The sequence below is a fragment of the Paenibacillus sp. BAC0078 genome (genome assembly GCF_054483875.1).
In genome coordinates, this window is the sequence record NZ_JBTLRW010000007.1 from 56,238 (window position 1) to 75,245 (window position 19,008).

Here is a 19,008-nt window from a genome sequence, read left to right on the forward strand (position 1 = left end):
TATTGTGATATTTGTCACAAATTTATTGATTTTAAGGCCGAAACAGGGTGTATAATGTGATTAATATCACACTTAAGGTGTTAGATTTTTGACAGAATATACGTAATGAATGGGGAGAAGGAAGGGGAGAAATATGGATACAGTTATACTGTCGCGTATACAATTTGCGTCGACGACGATTTTTCATTATTTCTTTGTACCGGTGTCAATTGGACTTGCGCTCTTGATTGCAATCATGGAGACGATGTATGTCAGAAAAGGCAATGACGAGTACAAAAGAATGGCGCAGTTCTGGGGAAAGCTCTTCCTCATTAACTTTGCCGTAGGTGTAGTGACAGGGATTTTGCAGGAGTTTCAGTTCGGGATGAACTGGTCCGATTATTCACGCTTTGTCGGTGATGTGTTTGGAGCTCCGCTGGCCATTGAAGCGTTGCTGGCTTTCTTTCTGGAGTCTACATTTATTGGATTGTGGATTTTTGGCTGGGACAAGGTTCCGAAGAAGGTTCACTGTCTCGCTATTTGGCTGGTAGCCCTGGGAACGATGTTATCGGCGTTCTGGATTCTGGCCGCGAACTCTTTTATGCAGCATCCGGTCGGTTTTGCCATTAACAATGGCCGGGCTGAAATGAACGATTTCTTCGCCCTCATTACGAACGGACAATTGCTGGTGGAATTCCCGCATACGGTACTCGCCGCTTACGCCACAGGCGCATTCCTGGTAACAGGTATCAGTGCGTATAAGCTGCTGAAGAAGCAGGATGTTTCTTTTTTCAGAAAATCGTTTGAAATTGCTGCTATTGTCGGGGTTGTATCCTCGTTTGGCGTAGCCATTGCAGGTCACGCTCAAGCGCAGTATCTCGTAGAGACTCAACCGATGAAAATGGCTGCTACAGAAGCGCTTTGGGACGACAGTGGAGATCCTGCGGCGTGGACGGTCTACGCAAACATTGATCCTGATAATAAAGTAAGCACACATGAGATTAAGGTTCCGTACATGCTGAGCTTTCTCTCCTACAGCAAGTTCTCCGGATCTCTTAAAGGTATGAATACGCTGCAGGCAGAGTATGAACAGAAGTACGGACCTGGGGATTATATCCCGCCTGTACGCACAACGTTCTGGAGCTTCCGGATCATGGTTGCCGCAGGTACGGCGATGATCGGGCTTGGAGTCTATGCGATCTACCTGATGTGGCGCAAGAAGATGGAACGTCCGAATACCTGGTTCATGCGCTTAATGCTCTGGGGGCTGCTGCTTCCGCCAATCGCCAATGTGTCGGGCTGGATCATGACTGAAATCGGGCGTCAGCCTTGGACGGTATTTGGACTCATGACCACAGCGGATAGTGTGTCTCCTAATGTTACGGCTGGTCAGGTGTTGTTCTCGGTCATTTCCTTTACGGCAATTTACGCCATACTGGGAGCTGTGCTGGTTGGCCTGTTCATCAAAGTGATCAAAAAAGGCCCTTATGCCATGGATAACGATCACGGTGACTCGCATGATCCATACACGAAGGAGGGATCGCATGCTTTCTCTTAATGAATTATGGTTTGTGCTGATTGCGGTATTATTTATCGGATTCTTCTTTTTGGAAGGCTTTGATTTCGGCGTAGGGATGGAAACCCAGTTTTTGGCCAAAAATGATACGGAGCGCCGGGTGCTAATCAACTCGATTGGCCCCTTCTGGGATGCGAATGAGGTGTGGCTGCTTACGGGTGCGGGCGCGATGTTCGCGGCCTTCCCTAACTGGTATGCAACATTGTTCAGCGGCTTCTACATTCCGTTCGTCTTCGCTCTGCTTGCGCTAATTGCCCGTGGTGTTGCTTTTGAATTCAGGGGCAAACGGGATTCGCTGGCTTGGAAAAGAACCTGGGATGCCTGCATTTTCTTCGGCAGCTTCCTTCCGCCATTCCTGCTCGCCGTAGTGTTCGCCAGCTTCATCAAAGGGCTGCCGATTGACGGCGACATGCAAATGCATGCCGGCTTCTTCGATATCGTCAACGTCTATACGGTAGTGGCAGGACTTACGGTTGTGCTGCTCTGTCTTGTGCATGGCCTAATGTTCACGACACTTCGTACGGTAGGCGATCTTCAAGAACGGGCGCGCAAGCTGGCACAGAAATTGCTGTTCCCGCTGGCGGCTCTGCTGGTTGCCTTTGTAGCTATGACATATTACATGACTGATGTATTTGAACAACGCGGGGGACTTTTGCTCGTAGTTGTCATTCTTGGAATTGCCGCTTATGTGCTGTCCGGCTATTTCATGAGCAAGAAGAGAGACGGCTGGGCGTTTGGAATGACCGGAGCGGTCATGGCCTTGTCGGTGCTCTCCATCTTCGTCGGATTGTTCCCGCGTGTAATGATCAGCTCGATTGATGCGGCATTTAGCTTGACGATCACCAATGCTGCGTCGGGCCATTATTCACTGAAGGTAATGACGATTGTAGCGCTGTCGCTGCTGCCGTTCGTGCTAGGTTATCAGATCTGGAGTTATTTTATCTTCCACAAACGGGTTCACGAGAAGGAGCATCTTGAATACTAATGGATAAAAATTTGCTTAGGGTTGCAGGAGTTAAGCCGGTCTTTCTGATCGTAGGCTTCCTTACCCTGGTGCAAAGCCTGTCCATCCTTCTGCTGGCGAAATCGCTGGCAGAAGTTGTCTCTGCGCTGTTTGCGGGAGAACCGCTGAAGGAACAAGGGGCTAAAGCGCTCTTGTTCCTTCTTGCGTTTCTGGTGCGCCACGCCTGTGCGCTGCTGATGAGCCGGGTGTCTTACCGTTTCGCGGAAGCCACCGGCAGCAGCATGCGGAGACAAACGATGGATAAGCTGTTCCAGCTGGGGCCGAGGCTGGCGGGCGACCGGGGAACCGGAGATTTGGTTACGCTTGTGCTTGAAGGAGTTGCGAAGTTCAGGACGTACATGGAGCTGATCATCCCGCGAATGGTAGGAATGGCGGTAACGCCGGCCCTGCTGCTGGTGTACGTCTATACCCTGGATACATCAAGCGGTGTTATTCTCACCTTGACGATGCCGATCATTATTGTCTTTATGATTCTGATCGGGATGACGGCGCGCAAGCAGATGGACCGCCAATTGAAGTCGTACCGCACGCTGTCCAATCATTTTGTGGATTCACTGCGCGGCCTGGAGACGCTCAAGTTTCTCGGGCGCAGCCGCAGCCACAGCGAGAGTATTGCCGCTGTCAGCGACCGCTACCGCTCGGCCACCATGCGCACGCTGCGTGTAGCTTTTTTGTCTTCATTCGCGATGGATTTCTTCACCATGCTGTCCGTCGCATCGGTAGCAGTGAGCCTGGGGCTGCGTCTTGTTAACGAACAAATGACGCTGGTCACGGGATTGACGATTCTGATTCTCGCACCGGAATATTTCCTGCCGGTCCGGCTGGTCGGGGCGGACTTCCACGCTACACTGGACGGCAAGGAAGCGGGAGAAGCGATGAGGGGCATTATTGACCGGAAGGCTGTCCAGGCTGAGCTGCTGGAGGCGGATGGTGCTGAAGGCTCCAAGACTGCTGCATCCAGAGCTGCCGTATTCAATTGGCACAAGGACAGCACGCTTGCGCTTCATCAGGTGGGCGTGAAATATGAAGAAGACGGCGTTGCTTCGCTGAACGGAGTGAATCTGGAGTTCAAAGGTTATGCCAAAATTGGCATTATCGGAGAGAGTGGAGCCGGCAAGTCTACACTGGTAGACATCCTGGGCGGCTTCTTGCACCCTACCTCCGGCACGATTGAGGTGAACGGTAACCGGGTCAGTTCGCTTACAGATGAGGAATGGCGCAAGATGACCTCTTACATTCCGCAGCGGCCTTATATTTTCAGCGGTACGCTGGCGGATAATGTACGCTTTTATTACCCTGAAGCGACGAATGAAGCTGTTGCAGGGGTTATTGCTGCCGCAGGACTATCGAAGCTGGTTGACTCCCTGCCGAATGGGCTGGATGAAATGATCGGCGGCGGCGGCCGTTCGCTAAGCGGCGGACAGGAGCAGCGTGTGGCGCTGGCCCGCGCACTGCTGAGCAGCCGTCCGGTAATGCTGCTGGATGAGCCGACCGCCCATCTCGATATTGAGACGGAATATGAGCTGAAGGAAACGATGCTGCCGCTTTTTGAAGGGAAGCTGGTGTTTCTCGCTACCCACCGGCTGCACTGGATGGTCGATATGGATCTCATTGTCGTTATGCAGCAGGGGCAGGTCGCCGAGGTTGGCACACACCACGAGCTTGTGGCCCGCAAAGGGGTCTATTATGACCTTATTCAAAGCCAATTGGAGGGAATCCATTGAAACGTGAAGGATGGTTTGCTCCCTATTTTCATACTTACTTCTGGCGGTTCCTGCTGATTATTGCCTTGGGTGCGTTGACGGTTTTCTCAGCCTCCTCCCTAATGTACACCTCGGGGTTTCTGATCTCGAAGGCATCCATACCGCCGGAAAATATTCTGATGATCTATGTGCCGATTGTTGGCGTACGTACCTTCGGAACGAGCCGGGCGGTAATCCACTATGTGGAGCGCCTCGTCTCTCATGATACGATCCTGCGGATTCTCTCCAGGATGCGCATCCGGCTGTACAATATTCTGGAACCGCAGGCGTTGTTTCTCTCCTCGCGCTTCCGTACCGGGGATATTCTCGGCATGCTGGCCGATGACATAGAATACCTGCAGAATGTGTACCTGCGCACCGTATTCCCCAGCATCATCGCCCTTCTGATCTATGCCGCCGCGATTATTTCGCTGGGGACGTTTGATGTGGCGTTTGCCTTGCTGATGGGGATGTACATGCTGGTGCTGGTTGTTGTGCTGCCGCTGGTTTCCCTGCTGCTGACGCGCTCGCGCCAGCGGCAGGTGAAGCAGGAGCGCAACCGGCTTTACCAGAAGCTGACCGATGCCGTACTGGGCATGGGCGATTGGGTGATCAGCGGACGGCAGAGCCAGTTCGTCGCGACCTATGAAGAGGACGAGAAGTTGGTCGCCCGCACGGACGGGGCGCTGCGGCAATGGGCGCGCCTGCGGATGTTCATCGGCCAGGCCGTTGTTGGCCTTGCTGTGCTGTCGGTGATTTACTGGGCAGCGGGCGAGTACCAGAGCGGCGCCATCGCCGGAACGCTGATCGCAGCGTTCGTGCTGGTGGTGTTCCCGGTGGCGGATGCTTTTCTGCCGGTATCGGATGCTGTGGAGAAGATACCACAGTACCGCAATTCGCTGGAGCGCCTGTCCGGTGTGGAAGAAGCGAAGGATAGTATCCCGGGAGTGGAGGCAGAAGCTAGAAGTGCGGATACGGCTGCTCTTGCGGAAAACTCCACGAAGAGAATCCAGGAAAATCAGCAGGCGCATATCGAGCTGCGGAATGCCGGATACCGCTATGCTGCCGGAGATGACTGGTCGATACGCGATTTGAATCTCGACATTCCGCAGGGACGGAAGATTGCGATCATTGGCCGCAGCGGAGCGGGCAAGTCCACGCTGCTGAAGGTGATTCAAGGCGTAATAACCCCTTCCATTGGCTCGGCTGTAATCAACGGGGTTGATGCCTCGGCATACGGCGAGATGATCCCGAAGATCATTGCCGTACTTAACCAGAGCCCGCATCTGTTCGACACCACAGTGGCAAACAACATTCGGCTTGGCGGCCCGGATGCATCAGATGAAGACATCAAGCGGGCCGGGGAGCTGGCCAAGCTGGATGCCCTGATCACTTCGCTGCCTGAGGGCTACAATACTCCGGTGCGTGAGGCAGGGCAGCGCTTCTCCGGCGGAGAGCGCCAGCGGATTGCACTGGCCCGTATCCTGCTGCAGAACACGCCGGTGGTTGTGCTCGACGAGCCGACTGTCGGTCTTGATCCACGGACAGAGCGCGAGCTGCTGGCCACGATGTTCGAGGTGATGGAAGATAAGACCGTAATCTGGGTTACGCATCATCTGGTGGGTGCGGAACAGATGGACGAAGTGATTTTTATGGAGAACGGGATTGTGGAAATGCGCGGTACCCATGCGGAGCTAATGGCCCGCGAACCCCGTTACTGCAGGCTGTATGAGCTGGACCGGCCCAGCGGGTTCCTGGGGGAGCTTGCCGGAGAATAGATATTTGGAGATGCTAAGAGGCTCCTTCGCCTGGTTTGGGCGGGGGAGCTTTTTTATGCATATTCAGGAGTTTGCAGAGTAGTGTGCAAATTACGCTCCGGGAGTTCCTTTTTGCGGGGAAGTGTGGTAGAACAATAGAAGGAGTATATACCGTAGCAGCACAGAAAGGGATGCTTGATTGAATGTATGTAGTGTGTAAGGAACACGTGGAGCTGGCCATTGAGAAATTTGTGGACGAGTACGAGGATGCACCGGATATTGTGGATCTGAAGGAGACAGAGTTCTCGGACTGGGACCCGCCGGCGAAATGTGCGGAATGCGATAAGAATGCAGAGGTCCTGGTAGTTTAGGGCTGCAGTACTTCACCATAACTTGGATCAACTATTTTAAAAGATGACCGCAGACGTGGTGTGCATACATCCATGAATGGGGTCACTTTTGATCAGGCTTACCCTGCGGCTGTAAAATGAGCTGCAGGGTATTTTTGCGTGATACAGACTGTGTGCTTGAGGAACCTTATGCATCCGCCAAATTCCCGCCCATGCTGCTACGGCGGTAGGCAAAGGCTGAGGCAACGGCGATCAGTGCGGCAATTGAAAGTCCCCAATAAATGTTGGAGTATGCCGCAGCCAGTGACAAGCGGCTTTGCCATTGTAAAGCACTGGCCGCCAGGGCTACGCCGAACGCTCCGCTGAAGAACTGCATGAGCTGAAACAATCCCATCCCGGAGCCTATCTGGGAGGCAGGGAGAATACGGGAGATTTCATTGGATACACCACTCGACAGCGTTGTGAAGGCAAGACTCATAATCATATATACGAGCATTACAGCCACCCATGAATGTCCGGCGAATATAGCAAACAGCACGGTAGCGGTAAGTACAAGCAGCGGCACATAACGCAGAATTCCTCCGTTGCCATAGCGATCAATGATCCGCCCAACCGAACGCGAGACGAAAATCGCGAGCAACGAACCGGGGAAAATCACAAGCCCGGCATGGCTTGCGCTGAAGCCGAAGCGGTGGGTTAGAATTTGCGGCAGCAGGAACAGCGTTGCAAAGCTGCACAAGTAAGAGGCAATCCCAACCAGAGACAGCACCAGATACGAACGATTTTGGAAAAGGGACGGCAGGACAAACGGATCGCGGGTGGTGCGGATACGACTCACGAACAATAGAATAGCGGCAAGCCCTGCGACAAGCGCAATCCAAAGCCCGCTTGTCAGGAACAGCAGGAGACCGGTGGTGCCAACTCCAAGGAATACGCCGCCAAGGGCATCAAACGAACCCCGGCTAGGCACTTCTTTTGGCAGCAAAATCAGAAACAGCGGTACGAGCAGTAAAATGAAGGCAGTGACGGCAAATAGCCAGTTCCAGCCGAGATATTGGGTGATAGCTCCACCCGCAACAGGACCGAGGCCAAGGCCAAGCGAAACTGCGGACATAATGGTCGCCATCGCTTTTCCGCGGCGCTTTACCGGAACATACCGGGTGAACAGCACCAGCGATAGTGACATGACCGCCCCTGCGCCGGAAGCCTGCACAATACGCACAATCAGCAGGAAGATAAAGTTGGTGCTGAAGAAGCCGGCAACTGCGGCAATACCAAGCGTCAGCATACCAAGCGCTAGCAGCCTGCGGATCGGCAGGAAGTCGGAGAGCCTGCTATAAGTAATTGAAGCGATGGAGAACATAATGGAGTACCCGGTTACGATCCAGGATGCGGCGGCAGGGGAAATGCCGAATGTCTCGGTCACATCGGGCAGTGCCAGGTTGAACATGGCAGTGTTCATAATGACGAGAACAACTGCAATACTGAATAGAAAGGTCAGCAGCCCTTCCTTTGGAAGAGTGGCTTCCACGGAAGAGCCTTCATTTTCCGCAGTAGCAGAAATTTGATTTGTTGAGTCCATGTGATGGCCACTCCTTTTATTTGTTTTATAATTCGATTATATTCGAACATTTGAAATATAGCATGCGTTGATATAAAATGCAATTAGGAACATGAAAAATTCGGCATCCATTTGTACCGCAAAGGGGATTTTATTCATGAAGATACTTTTTCATCCGGATCGCAAGGATATCCAGCTTGCCTCTGTACTGTATGCACTCAGCGATCCGATTCGCTTATCTATCGTTTCGGATATTCATAAAAATGGCGAACAGGCCTGCAACAGCTTCATTGTGCCAATTGCCAAGTCGACCATGTCCCACCATCTTCGGACACTTCGCGAGGCAGGAGTTGTTCATACGCGTACCCATGGTACGCAGCGCATTGTGTCGCTGCGCACCGAGGATTTGAATGCCCGTTTTCCCGGGGTGCTTGATTCCGTACTGAGTGCCTATGAGGCTGGGGAGCAGCCTGAAGCACTCGAAGAATGAAGGATATTCGCTCAGGGCGTCTGACGAAGAGCTTGGAGAAAGGTAATCGGGTTTATTTTGGAGAGCGGTTTCATTAATGGCGGAATGATAGGATAAGGAATCGAAGAGGATAAGGTGTAAAAGGAGGGGGCGCCCCAAAGCCATATCGGTGGCAGCTGGGACGCCCCATATTTTCGATGAACGGGTATCTGAAAGCGATGCAGAGTATCGCTGCTGTGGGGGGGATGCTCCTGTAGAGGACAGCGAGATCAATCCTAATTGCTAATATAGAATCAATCCTTCGTTGATCAATTAGCGCGGGTTGACCTTCACCTGTGCGCCTTTGCTGCTGGTCTGAATGCCTGTTTCCTTGGTTCCAGCTTCCTTCAGGTCAGCCAAGAGACGCTCCAGTACCGCCTTGGCTGCGGCTGCCTCCTTCGCACCGGAGGCCTTAACTACAAGCTGCACCGGCTTGCCGGAGCGCAGATGCTTGTCCGCTTGCCGCAGCTTCGTGTCGTAATCATGCTCCTCGATGTGAGCGGTGAAGCGCAGCTCCTTGACCTTTTCTTGTCTGCCGTTACCGCCAGCTTGCGGGCCCTTGCCTGATTTGCGTGTAGCCGCTGCCTCCTTCAGCGCGGCCGCTTTGGCTTTGCCTTTGGCCATCAGGCTGCAGGGTGGGGGGCTGCTCATCAGTGAGGTGCAGACCAGATCGGCTCCTTTGGACCGGGCCATAGCCAGCGCCTCCTCCCTGGAGACAATGCCGATTGCCTCACCATTCAGTCCGGTAAGCACGACCTCGGATGCTCTAATTTGTTCATTAATTAAGACTGCCACTGTAACCCAACCTCCTGCTGTATCAGGTGAATATAAGAATGACAACGCCATCCTTAAGTTCAGCCTATGTATCATCATATGGTTATCATATACGGAAGCTGCCGGTGGTTCAAATTCAGTTCCGGGTTGAGCGCAGAGGGCCATTCATTGGTGTTATAATTCGGAGTATAACCGTTTGCCAGGCTTATATGGGCTGGAGTTCGGGCAGATTGTAGAAGACGATGGTAGTTTATTACACATGCATATCAATGGAGGATTTATGTTCATACAAATTATTGGCGTGGGCAAATTGAAGGAAAAGTATTTGACCCTTGGCATCGCAGAATATGCCAAACGGCTGACGCCATACCTCAAATTTCAGATTATTGAGGTGGCGGATGAGAAAGCACCGGACAACCTCAGCGAAGCCGAGGTTGTCCAGGTGAAGGCGCGCGAGGGGGAGCGCATCCTCGCGCACATCAAGAGCGAGGCGCATGTGATTGCGCTCGCGATCGACGGCAAGCTCTGGAGCTCGGAAGAGCTTGCCGCAGAGATCGACCGGCTCGGCACCTACGGGACGAGCCATGTCGTCTTCGTCATCGGAGGGAGCCACGGGCTCTCCGATGACGTCATGCGCCGCGCCCAGCAGCGCATGAGCTTCGGCCGCATGACGCTGCCCCATCAGCTCATGCGGCTGGTGCTGGTAGAGCAGATTTATCGCGCGGTGAAGATAAATCGGGGGGAGCCGTATCATAAGTAACTACAAATTTTTTATAATTTATGGGTCATAAGGAGGAAACAATGACTGAATTATTAGCTCCAGCAGGAAATATGGAAGCTTTAAAAGCTGCCATTTCTAATGGTTGTGATGCAGTATACTTAGGAATGCAAAAATTTGGTGCACGCGCATACTCATCTAATTTTGATTTAGAATCGTTAAAAGAGGCTGTTACGTATGCGCACCTGAGGGACGTTAAAGTCTATGTTACGATGAATACCATCGTTTTCGAAAACGAAGTTGAAGAGATGAAAGAGCAGATCCACGAATTAAATGAAATCGGTGTAGATGGCATTATCGTTCAGGACCTGACTGCTTTCGATTATATCGTTAAAAACTTTCTTGATATGGAAGCACATTGTTCAACTCAAATGGGAATAGACGATGTAGACGGAACTTTATTATTTAAAGAGCTTGGTGCTAAGAGAGTTGTTCTGTCCCGTGAGGTTGAGATGGAAAAAGTAAAAGAGGTAAAAAGAACAGCTGAAATACCTTTAGAAATTTTCGTTCACGGTGCTTTATGTGTATCTTATTCTGGAAACTGTCTAATGTCAGGATTAATGGGCAATCGAAGCGCAAACCGCGGAAGATGTGTGGGTTCATGCCGTAAGGAGTATGAACTCGTGGATAAGACAACAGGTACATCTTTAGGGAAAAACCATATTCTATCTACCAAGGACTTAAACACAATCGACTATATCGAGGATTTAAAAGAAATCGATTCTTTAAAAATCGAAGGTCGAATGAAAGTGCCTACGTATGTTGCGAATGTTGTATCCAAATATCGCATGGCCTTAGATCATAAAATAACCGAAGAAGATAAAGAAAATCTGAAAAAAACATTCAATAGAACCTTTACGAAAGGATATTTATTTCGCGAAGATAAGAGAAATATTACAAACATCTTAAGACCTAATAACTTTGGTTATGAAATTGGAACCATTAGCAAGGTTATTAAAGACATGTATGAAATAACCCTTACACGTGCTTTAAACCAAAACGATACCATCAGAATAAGTCACAACCATGAGGATGTTAATTTAACAGTTGCAAAACTGTACGATAAAAATGGCGAATTAATCAACAAAGCAGATCATGTCTGCTACATCAAAGTCAAAGAAAAGTTGTCTACAGGAGATGTAGTATATAAAACGAAGGATTATTTCTATACCAAAGAATTAGAAGCATCACTGGAAAAAGAATTTAAGCGGTTTAGCCTAGATATTAGAGTATATGCATGTCCAGATTCAAAGCTTCACATAGATGCGGAGGGCTTGGGCCATCATTATTCATATGAAAGCGAGGAAATACTAGGCGAAGCCATTAATAATCCAACAACAAAAGACCAGGTAATCAAGCAGTTCTCAAGATTAAATGATACGATATTCGAGCTTAATCATGTGGATTACGAGGAATGCAATGCGTTTATTCCAGCTAAACTGTTAAATGCAGCAAGAAGAGATATTGTACTGGGCTTGTATGACTTAAAGCTTAACAGCCAAGAGAAAAGAACCAAGGCTGTGGAAGCAAAAGAAAAAATAAGTTTTGCCCCTGCAAAACCATACCTTACGGCCTCTGTAACGACTAAGGAGCAGTATGATGCTTGCGTGAGCCGTGGAATTCAGGAAATCTATTATGAAAATGTGGTTAGAAGAAATCAGAATAAGTATAAGGACAAAGAAGGGCAGCTGCTAATCGGAGGATATGGTGGGATTTATCACTACAGAGAAACGAATCCGTTTGTTACGGACTATTCGCTAAATGTCGTTAATGCTACTAGTTGCTATGAATTATATAAATTAGGTGCAAAACGAGTCACTTTATCTTATGAGTTGAATAAGAGCCAAATTGAAGATTTAATGAATGCCTATTATGAAGAAAATGACGGCTATCCTGCACTGGAAATGATCGTATATGGTAAGGCTCCTTTGATGTTTACAAAATATTGTCCGATGAAAAAAATGGATCAATGCAGAATTTGCAAAACGAAGAGCTATGAGTTAAAAGATGAGCACGGAACGTTCCCTATCATTTCTCATAATGATTGTACAACGACTCTCCTTAATGGGAAGACGCTTAATCTTTTAGATGAGCTACAAAACATCAAAGGAATCGAGGCGCTCAGATTAAGCTTCACAGTTGAATCTAAAGAGCAGGTTGTGAAAGTCATTAATATGGCCTCAGGCAAATTAAATGGCTCAATGAATAATGCTGTCTTTAATCAGGAAACAGACACAAGAGGACATTTTAATAAAGAGATTGTGTAGTGAATGAAATAGTAGCTGCTTATAAAAAAAGCGGTTGAGCAATCAGGGGTAAAAAAAGTCGTGCATCTGAGCAGTATCGGAGCTCACACGGACAAAGGTACTGGTTTTTTAAAAATTCACAACATTGCCGAGACTATTTTGAAACAACTACCTAATGATGTGGCAATCAAATTTATGCGGCCAGTTGGCTTTTACAGTAATTTATTGGCTAATATTGATGTAATAAAATCAACAAGCGAAGGGTTTTTAGGTGGATTATTGTCTTTGCAGCATTATGGGATCGGAGGTTTACTGACTGGCAAAAGAGGAGTGATTCTGGCCAACTATGGTGGTGAAATCAAATACCTGTTGGTCTCGGCTAATGATATTGCTGCTGTTATTGCTGAGGAAATGGCTAAACCTTTTGAAGGCAGAACCTTTCGCTACATAGCAAGTGAGGGCTTACCTGTAATGAGATTGCTAAAATACTAGGTGAAGCCATTGGTAAACCCTATTTGAAACATGGGAGAATATCCGATAAAATGCTCGCCAATACCATGCTGAAAAGTGGTATGAACGAGCAAATGGCAAAAGGGTTTGTGGAGATGGGCGTGGCGGCCCGGACAGGTTACGTGTATGAAGATTATTACAAGAACCGCCCAACTTTAGGAACAACAAAATTGAAAGAATACGCAGCAGAATTTGCGGCGAAATATAATCAAACGTAACAAATTAGAGAATCCTCATCTAAGTCAAAACGGAAATATGATCAATTGCATGTGCTTGTTAATGCTTGTGGTGCAATCTATTTTAAGAAAGAATGGATGGCAGAGGGAATTGATCGTATGCTCGCGGTAATTATACAAAAGCCCGACTTAAGACGCGGTGATATAAGGATACGAACACGAATGCGAATATTGTAATAAACATTGTTACATAGAGGAGATTGATGACATTGATCGGACGAGATGTAAGGGTGGGTGCGTGCCTATACGCCGACGACATGGACAGTATGGTTCAATTTTACAGGGATACATTGGGCTTTCATACTCAATGGAATGGCGGAAATTTCGCGGAGTTTGAGACGGCAAGCGGTGCGCTATCCTTATTCATGTACAGCAGGAAAGCATTCGCGCAGGCCATTGGGGAGAGCTACGTACCTCCAAAGGGAATCAATCAAACGTTTGAAATCGCCCTCTGGTTACCCTGCTTTGCCGATGTTGATGCGGAATATGAGCGACTATCGAAGTTGGGCGTGCGATTTCCGACTGGAGAACCCATAACCTATTCCTTCGGCATCCGCAACTTTTATGTCGCCGACCCGGAGGGTAACCTGCTTGAAGTCGGCAGCATGAGCGAAACGTAGTTTGGCAGTTCTAGCCATCACAAAGGCTCCATTTCTGCGCATTCTGTTCTAAATAATACGAGTATTCGGTGTGTCAGGCCTCTATCCTGATTAGCAGAGTAGAGGCTCTACACACGAAAAAGATCCAATCACCTAGAATGACTGGATCCTGAGTAATAAACTAGATTTCAAAATCGATGGTACCATTTTCGGTTAATTCAAACGGACCAGGTGTGACCTCTGCATCGGGTCTCTTTATTCCGAAAAAGTCGGAGTCCAAATGATATGGAGTGCTGTCTGGTTCCTCATACTTCATATCGGCGTGATAAGTCCTTCCAAGCAGGTCAGTGGTAATCAACATTGCAGAGGTTGCCCGAAGCAATTCGGGCTCATTGATCTGAATTTGCACCCTACCTTGCGCAGGATTGATCTCAATTTTTAAACCCTTCTGTGTATATATCTTCGCATTGGATTCGTGACTACTTGGAACCGCATGGTTAAGAAATAAATTTCCACCCATAGCTACCGGAAGAACTGCATTTCCTATAAAGAAATCCTTCGCGGCATCGCCAAGCTGGGTAAGCTCCTCTTTGGTATATTCCCACCATTTCTTATCTTTTACATCAGGATGTTTATCGTAGCCGCCAAGTCCCACAGCATGCAGAAAGCAAATGGAATTGTCCGGAACACCATCCATGACACTTTTCCCATCCTCTCCAGCTTCATCCCTTGATTTAAGTGGAAGATGCTCAAAAAAGGTGATAGGAACAGGTTCCTTATTAGCGTCATTATCACCCAAAAAGATATTATTGTAATATCTATCATCGCCTCCAGTGATATTGGAGTATCCTGCCATTGCCGTCTCGTGAGGGAAGTGATATGGCGTAATACGGGTAATCTCGGAACGAACTACAAATCTGCCTGCAAATAAATTATGAGCAAATGCCCCGCCCTGTGCCATATTTCTGAAATTCATGGGAGAGAGGAATAGATTATGATCGACCATATACGGACCATGGCAAACCTCAACGAAGAGGTCTTCAGAAATGTTGTCAAAAAATGCATTGCGGCTGATGCGGGTACCCTGTGCCTGCCAGTCAAGCCAAAGCGCACGGTAACAGCTATAGATTATATTTTCGCTAATCTGAGTATCCAGGGAAGCATGTAGTTTAATTCCCGCTACTTCGGCACCGTGTCTGAGTCGTTTGTGGTGAATATTGTAAATACGGTTCTGATAAATGCGGCTGAAGGCCCCTCCCATATGACCCACAATACCAGCTTGTTCACAATCATGAATCACATTGCCACGAATGATGTGACTGCCGACGCTATCCTTATGCCAGCCGGAGCGTAATGCTCGTAAAATAACCTCCTGCTCACGCTGAGTACCGCCTTTAATATGCTTCTCCAAAGACTTGGTGTGACCTGTACCGATTTCGGTACCCAGGCTAATACCAACGCATTTGGATTCACTGATCTTATTGTTTTCAATAATCCAGCCCTTGCTCCAGTGAGGTCCAATCAAACCTTCCTGGTAGTCAGTAGGCGGTGCCCATTGAGGAGAGGCTTGACGAAGTGTGAAGCCACTTACGGTTATATAGTTAAGTCCTGGTTTCTCAGGCCAGAAGCAATAAGGACGTACATTAATTTCTACATTTTCCTTTCGAGGATCCTTTCCGCCAAATATGGCCCAGATTTTTGTTGTTGTAGAACCAACTTCCGCATACCATTTTAACAGTGAATCCTTGGGATACTTGGCTTCGGGCCAAATTTCGGGCTTGTGAACGTTTTCAACACTATCGCATTCATACAATGATTTGCCATCCAAATATACATCGCCGAGATGAATCGGGAAGGGCCCGTCAAACAACCAGTCTCCACCGAGCTCCACCTCAAAGGGATTACGAACGGAAAAGATGGAATTGAGCACTTCTGTGCTCCAAACATTGTTTCCTTCAGACTTCCAGTTGGTAATCCGTTCAGCTCCTGTAATTACTACTTCCCCGTCTCCTGCGGATCGATATATTATTCTATGCTCCGGTGTTCCTCCATTAACCGGGTTAACCCATTCCCTGTATACTCCGGCATGAACAATAACCGTATCACCAGCCATGGCATGAGCCGCAGCGCGTGATATTGTACGAAGGGGTTGATCAGCTGTTCCTTTTAGTTGATCATTCCCATGTATGGATACATGATATTCCATAACAACTCTCCTTCTTCCTACCTTAAAAAAGTCGTAAGAGTTCCTTACAAGCTGAAAGCAGGATAATTTTAAAATTATTGTTGTATTAAGTTATTATACTAGAAAATAAATACAATGGGATAGATCGGAAGATGAATGTTTTATGCGCAAGCACTCGGTCGAGTAAAAATCTGATTTTGTCCACGCTGTTCATAGTTAATTCAACAGGGTAAATCGCTTGTGCGTTTTGCTGTAGCGTAAGTATGGTGCTTATTGGCTGTTTATCAACGCGATTTAGACTTCGGCTTTTCCAATCTGCTACGTTCACGCATGGGAATTAAATGGGAGACTATTCTCCAAGGGATGGGCTACAAATGGATTGAACTTGTTGGTAAACAGTGTTACTCTAACAACGGTAAACTCAAAATTTATGTTCTGCAATACATCTTATAATAGTCACCATTTTAGTTATAAAGAAAGGTAACACAATGATAAAAGTTGATAACTTCTCCTTCTCATATCCGCAAAAAGAACTATATAAAAACATTTCATTTACGTTTGAAGAGGCACAACATTGCGCTTTTATAGGAACAAGTGGCAGTGGGAAAAGTACACTGATAGATATACTGATGGACCCAGAAAGGTATATGTTCGAGGGTAAGCTAGAGATAGACCCAGCTTGCACAATTGGGTATGTAAGTCAGTTCTCACAAGTAGCCAAAACTAAAGAAACAACCGTTTTTGAATATATAGGAGAAGAATTTATTAAGATACAGAATGAAATTAATACCATTTTGGCTGAAATGGAAACATCTTCTGATATTGATTTGCTGCTAGAAAAGTATCAATCCGCTTTAGACGCTTTTGATGCAATGGACGGAAATGATTTTGAAAGCAACATTAATAAGAAACTAAATCTAGCAAACCTCATGAAGCTAAAGGATCTTAGGGTATCCGACCTGAGTGGCGGGGAATTTAAACTTATTCAAGTGATGAGGGAAATGCTTGAGTGTCCAGACTTAATGATTATGGACGAACCCGATGTATTTTTAGACTTTGAAAACCTAAATGCGCTTAAAAATCTTATTAATTCCCACAAGGGAATGCTGCTGGTTGTTACTCATAACCGTTATCTACTCAATCATTGCTTCAACAAAATTATACATCTTGAAAACATGGAGATCCAAGAGTTTGATGGGCGATATATTGATTATAACTTCTCATTACTTCAGACTAAAATTGAGTTACAAGAACTCACAATCGCTGAAGAGGAAGAAATTGCGAGAAACGAGAACATCGTCAATAATCTTAGAGCTATCGCAACCTATAATGCAGAAGCATCGAGAGGTAGAGCGTTAAAAGCTAGAGTTAAGTTTCAAGAAAGATTGGAAGCGCGTAGAATTAAAGCGCCATTTGTTGATATTAAGCAACCGAATATTAGCTTTGGTATGGATAATGAAATTGAAGACACCATTGTTGTGAATGTCAATAATTATAGTGTTGCCTTTGATGAGTTGCTTTTAGACAATGTTAACTTTGAGATAAAATCTACGGATAAAGTCGCCATTATTGGTCCAAACGGTACCGGCAAAACGACTTTACTCCGAGATATCTTTAAAAATAATCATGTTTCAATTGAAATAAATGCTGATGCTAAAGTGGCCTATTTATCCCAGCTTCAAGGTGAAATGTTAAAGGATTCTAATACAATACTAGAGGAATTCATTGACGCGGGGTTTAAAACTTATGATGAGATTAGATCGTATATTTCAAACTATGGCTTTGAAGGAGAAATCGTTAATCAAAAGATAGAATCTTTATCGGGTGGAGAAAAAAATATGCTTCAATTGGCTAAAGTTTCTGCCAGTAAAGCAAACGTATTGCTTCTTGATGAACCGACAAGCCATTTGGACACCTATACACAAATTGCACTGGAGAAAGCCATTGAAGACTATAAAGGTGCGATTCTCATGATTTCTCATGATTTCTATTCGGTTGTGAATGGTATGGATTATGTGCTAATCATTGACGATAAAACGATTAGAAAAATGAGTATGCGAAAATTTAGACAGATGATTTATGCTAGTCATTTTGATAGAGACTATTTAGAAGCTGAACAAAAGAAAAAATCAGTTGAAATGAAAATAGAATTGGCTTTAAAAGATACTGATTTTGAACTTGCAAAAGTATTGGTAGATGAGCTAGAAGAGCTGATTAAAGCCCTGATTTGAATGCATTCAAGCTGTAGATTGAGTAAAGGAGCCGTATCCCAAGGGGATGCGGTTTTTTGCATGAGTACACAGAGAGCGCTTATGGATGTGCTCAAAGTAAAAGATGAGCTGGTCATAATGTTATCATTGTAGAAATGGATAACTTAATAATGAAGCATTGGTCTGCTAAGCGTGAGCTGCCTGGGATCAACTGCATTGCTTTTGCAAATGGCAACATAATCATTCTAAACATCGGGACATATTACAACCCTAACAACAATGAGCGTACCATTAGCTGTTCTCCCCTGTGTGATACAACTATAGAAAGCATTGAAAAATACAACAATGACTATTGGACAATAGTTGATGCATGGACGAGTATTGACTATCGGGGCGGTAAAATCTATGGCGGCGATGGGCAGATGGGGAATGAAGGTTTCATTGCTTGCACAGATGCAAACGACAGTTTGGTTTGGGGTATTTTTTTTGATGAAACAAATCCTATCAAAAAATTGAGTATCGAAGATAAAACATTAATTGCTATTAATGAACATGAAGATATGACGATTGAAATCAACTTGGATACCCTTGTAGATATGAAGATGACCATTCGAGATGACCCAGGGAACCAATGAATTATGTAACAAAGTCAAGTGTGCTAATGAGGATGAGATGTGTTACACCGGAGTTTGGAAACTGCAACACTTGATTTACTTATTCCCGATGCTCCACCAATAAATAAAACTGTCCAGTTTCTATTATTATTCATTTTGCCAATGCTCCAACCTCATTTATATATTCATCCGAGTAATGTTAAACAGCAAAAGAGCCGTCCAGGTTAGCCTTGTGGGGGCTCTTTGATATAATATTTCCCTTGTGGTTACTTGATGGGGTTACCCACAGTATTCAACTATGACACAGACTAAAGAAGTTTCAAAATGTTCAAGTAACGGACCCTCATACTCGCAAACCA

16 protein-coding genes are annotated in these 19,008 nt (G+C 46.6%); 13 read left to right on the top strand and 3 right to left on the bottom strand.

Features of this window, described 5'->3' with window-relative positions:
• The first annotated feature begins 133 nt into the window (after positions 1–133).
• The 5 genes from ACX1DY_RS14785 (at position 134) to ACX1DY_RS14805 (ending at position 6,449) form a co-directional block, all read left to right on the top strand.
• The gene (locus ACX1DY_RS14785; RefSeq protein ID WP_458964951.1) at positions 134–1,537 is read left to right on the top strand and encodes a cytochrome ubiquinol oxidase subunit I; all 1,404 of its coding nucleotides are present in this window, start codon (positions 134–136) and stop codon (positions 1,535–1,537) included.
• A complete protein-coding gene (gene cydB, locus ACX1DY_RS14790) occupies positions 1,524–2,540 on the top strand; it encodes a cytochrome d ubiquinol oxidase subunit II (protein WP_458964952.1) in 1,017 nt (338 codons plus the stop codon). The genes ACX1DY_RS14785 and cydB overlap by 14 nt, the downstream gene beginning before the upstream one ends.
• Entirely contained in the window at positions 2,540–4,303 is a 1,764-nt protein-coding gene (cydD, locus tag ACX1DY_RS14795) for a thiol reductant ABC exporter subunit CydD (protein ID WP_458964953.1), read from the top strand. Before cydB ends, cydD begins: the two co-directional genes overlap by 1 nt.
• Complete coding sequence (gene cydC / locus ACX1DY_RS14800) at positions 4,300–6,099, top strand: thiol reductant ABC exporter subunit CydC (protein ID WP_458964954.1); 1,800 nt, start codon at positions 4,300–4,302, stop codon at positions 6,097–6,099. The genes cydD and cydC overlap by 4 nt, the downstream gene beginning before the upstream one ends.
• A 182-nt stretch (positions 6,100–6,281) precedes the next feature.
• Positions 6,282–6,449 (top strand): CxxH/CxxC protein, encoded by a 168-nt coding sequence (locus tag ACX1DY_RS14805; protein WP_458964955.1) that lies wholly within the window; start codon positions 6,282–6,284, stop codon positions 6,447–6,449.
• A gap of 166 nt (positions 6,450–6,615) precedes the next feature.
• Here ACX1DY_RS14805 and ACX1DY_RS14810 read toward each other — a convergent pair whose 3' ends face one another.
• A complete protein-coding gene (locus ACX1DY_RS14810) occupies positions 6,616–8,010 on the bottom strand; it encodes an MFS transporter (protein WP_458964956.1) in 1,395 nt (464 codons plus the stop codon).
• Between the two features lie 136 nt (positions 8,011–8,146).
• Between ACX1DY_RS14810 and ACX1DY_RS14815 the strand changes: the two genes are divergently transcribed.
• Positions 8,147–8,479 carry an ArsR/SmtB family transcription factor gene (locus tag ACX1DY_RS14815; protein WP_458964957.1) on the top strand — a complete coding sequence of 111 codons (333 nt, stop codon included), beginning with the start codon at positions 8,147–8,149 and terminating at the stop codon, positions 8,477–8,479.
• Between the two features lie 291 nt (positions 8,480–8,770).
• On the opposite strand, the gene infC is transcribed toward ACX1DY_RS14815, so the two are convergent.
• Positions 8,771–9,292 carry a translation initiation factor IF-3 gene (infC, locus tag ACX1DY_RS14820; protein ID WP_458964958.1) on the bottom strand — a complete coding sequence of 174 codons (522 nt, stop codon included), beginning with the start codon at positions 9,290–9,292 and terminating at the stop codon, positions 8,771–8,773.
• A 259-nt stretch (positions 9,293–9,551) separates the two neighbouring features.
• On the opposite strand from infC, the gene rlmH reads away from it, so the two are divergent.
• The 5 genes from rlmH to ACX1DY_RS14845 all read left to right on the top strand — a co-directional run bounded on the left by rlmH (position 9,552) and on the right by ACX1DY_RS14845 (position 13,661).
• The gene (gene rlmH / locus ACX1DY_RS14825; RefSeq protein ID WP_458965185.1) at positions 9,552–10,031 is read left to right on the top strand and encodes a 23S rRNA (pseudouridine(1915)-N(3))-methyltransferase RlmH; all 480 of its coding nucleotides are present in this window, start codon (positions 9,552–9,554) and stop codon (positions 10,029–10,031) included.
• Between the two features lie 41 nt (positions 10,032–10,072).
• Positions 10,073–12,316: a U32 family peptidase gene (locus ACX1DY_RS14830; RefSeq protein ID WP_458964959.1), complete on the top strand. Its 2,244-nt coding sequence runs from the start codon at positions 10,073–10,075 to the stop codon at positions 12,314–12,316.
• Positions 12,317–12,376: 60 nt separating this feature from the next.
• Positions 12,377–12,787, top strand: a complete 411-nt coding sequence (locus ACX1DY_RS14835; protein ID WP_458964960.1) for a hypothetical protein — start codon at positions 12,377–12,379, stop codon at positions 12,785–12,787.
• A gap of 50 nt (positions 12,788–12,837) precedes the next feature.
• Positions 12,838–13,023, top strand: coding sequence for a hypothetical protein (locus ACX1DY_RS14840; protein WP_458964961.1), 186 nt, complete (start codon positions 12,838–12,840; stop codon positions 13,021–13,023).
• A gap of 227 nt (positions 13,024–13,250) precedes the next feature.
• Positions 13,251–13,661: a VOC family protein gene (locus ACX1DY_RS14845; RefSeq protein WP_458964962.1), complete on the top strand. Its 411-nt coding sequence runs from the start codon at positions 13,251–13,253 to the stop codon at positions 13,659–13,661.
• Between the two features lie 160 nt (positions 13,662–13,821).
• Here ACX1DY_RS14845 and ACX1DY_RS14850 read toward each other — a convergent pair whose 3' ends face one another.
• Positions 13,822–15,846, bottom strand: a complete 2,025-nt coding sequence (locus tag ACX1DY_RS14850; RefSeq protein WP_458964963.1) for a right-handed parallel beta-helix repeat-containing protein — start codon at positions 15,844–15,846, stop codon at positions 13,822–13,824.
• Positions 15,847–16,313: 467 nt separating this feature from the next.
• Between ACX1DY_RS14850 and ACX1DY_RS14855 the strand changes: the two genes are divergently transcribed.
• Positions 16,314–18,056: an ABC-F family ATP-binding cassette domain-containing protein gene (locus tag ACX1DY_RS14855; RefSeq protein WP_458964964.1), complete on the top strand. Its 1,743-nt coding sequence runs from the start codon at positions 16,314–16,316 to the stop codon at positions 18,054–18,056.
• Positions 18,057–18,205: 149 nt separating this feature from the next.
• Entirely contained in the window at positions 18,206–18,670 is a 465-nt protein-coding gene (locus tag ACX1DY_RS14860) for a hypothetical protein (protein ID WP_458964965.1), read from the top strand.
• Positions 18,671–19,008: the final 338 nt, after the last annotated feature.